The organism is Pseudomonas sp. CBZ-4 (assembly GCF_000346755.1).
Lineage (GTDB): Bacteria > Pseudomonadota > Gammaproteobacteria > Pseudomonadales > Pseudomonadaceae > Aquipseudomonas.
The window spans coordinates 1-1,936 of the sequence record NZ_ANNV01000096.1 but is presented as its reverse complement, the minus strand read 5'-3'; the positions used below and the strand labels follow the sequence as shown (position 1 = coordinate 1,936).

At 65.2% G+C, this 1,936-nt stretch carries 1 protein-coding gene; it reads left to right on the top strand.

The window, feature by feature from the left end; genetic code table 11:
• Positions 1-118 precede the first annotated feature (118 nt).
• Positions 119-1,936 (top strand): aconitate hydratase AcnA (gene acnA, locus B348_RS0111530; protein ID WP_017736272.1); only part of this gene is annotated, 1,818 nt, incomplete at its 3' end.

Below are 1,936 nucleotides of genomic sequence, written 5' to 3'. Positions count from 1 at the left end.
TCAACTCGGTGTACCTGCCACACCGCAGGGATGCCATCGCAGGCAAGCCAGCTCCCACAGGAAGCCGGGCCGGTGTGGGCAGTTCGCCCTGTGAACCTACCGTGACCGAGTCCTGACGATGAACACTGAATTTCGCAAACCGCTCCCCGGCAGCCGCCTGGATTTCTTCGACGCCCGTGCGGCGGTCGAGGCCATCACTCCCGGCGCCTACGCCACCTTGCCGTACACCTCCCGCGTGCTCGCCGAGAACCTGGTGCGCCGTTGCGACCCGGCCACCCTCAATGCGTCCCTGAGCCAGTTGATCGAGCGCAAGCGCGACCTCGACTTCCCGTGGTTCCCGGCCCGCGTGGTGTGCCATGACATCCTTGGCCAGACCGCCCTGGTCGACCTCGCCGGCCTGCGCGATGCCATCGCCCTGCAAGGTGGCGACCCGGCGCAGGTCAACCCGGTGGTGCCGACCCAGCTGATTGTCGATCACTCCCTGGCCGTCGAAGCCGGTGGTTTCGACCCGGACGCCTTCGAGAAGAACCGCGCCATCGAAGACCGCCGCAACGAAGACCGTTTCCACTTTATCGAGTGGACCAAAAAGGCCTTCAAGAACGTCGATGTGATCCCGCCGGGCAACGGCATCATGCATCAGATCAACCTGGAGAAAATGTCGCCGGTGATCCAGGTGCGTGACGGCGTGGCCTTCCCGGATACCTGCGTCGGCACCGACAGCCACACGCCCCACGTGGACGCGCTGGGCGTGATCGCCATCGGCGTCGGCGGCCTTGAAGCCGAGAGCGTGATGCTCGGCCGCGCGTCGTGGATGCGCCTGCCGGAAAGCGTCGGCGTGGAGCTGACGGGCAAGTTGCAACCGGGCATCACCGCTACCGATATGGTGCTGGCGCTGACCGAGTTCCTGCGCAAACAGAAAGTCGTCGGCGCCTGGCTGGAGTTCTTCGGCGAAGGCGCCTCGGCCCTGACCCTGGGCGACCGCGCGACCATCTCCAACATGGCCCCGGAATACGGCGCGACGGCGGCGATGTTCTATATCGATCAGCAAACCATCGCCTACCTGAAACTCACCGGCCGTGAAGACGAACAAGTCGCCCTGGTCGAGCAATATGCCCGCCACACCGGCCTGTGGGCCGATGACCTCAAGGGCGCGCAATACGAGCGCGGCCTCACGTTCGACCTGTCCAGCGTCGTGCGCAACATGGCCGGCCCGAGCAACCCCCATGCCCGCGTTGCCACCAGCGACCTGGCGGCCAAAGGCATCAGCGGCCAGTGGGACGAGGTGCCGGGGCAAATGCCCGACGGCGCGGTGATCATCGCGGCCATCACCAGTTGCACCAACACCAGCAACCCGCGCAACGTGATTGCCGCCGGCCTGTTGGCACGCAACGCGAACAAGCTGGGGCTGGCGCGCAAGCCGTGGGTCAAGTCCTCGTTGGCGCCGGGCTCGAAAACCGTGGCGATGTACCTGGAAGACGCCGGCCTGGACCATGAGTTGGAAAAACTCGGCTTCGGCGTGGTGGCGTTTGCCTGCACCACCTGCAACGGCATGTCCGGCGCACTCGACCCGGTGATCCAGCAAGAGATCATCGACCGCGACCTGTACGCCACCGCCGTGTTGTCGGGCAACCGCAACTTCGACGGGCGCATTCACCCTTACGCCAAGCAGGCTTTCCTCGCGTCGCCGCCGTTGGTGGTGGCGTATGCGATTGCCGGCACCATCCGTTTCGACATCGAAAAAGACGTGCTCGGCCTCGACGCCAGCGGCAAGGAAATCCGCCTGCAAGACATCTGGCCGAGCGACGAAGAGATCGACGCGGTGGTCAAGGCGTCGGTCAAGCCGGAGCAGTTCCGCGCGGTTTACATTCCGATGTTCGCGATCCACGAAGACACCGGCCCGAAAGTCGCGCCGCTGTACGACTGGCGCCCGCAAAGC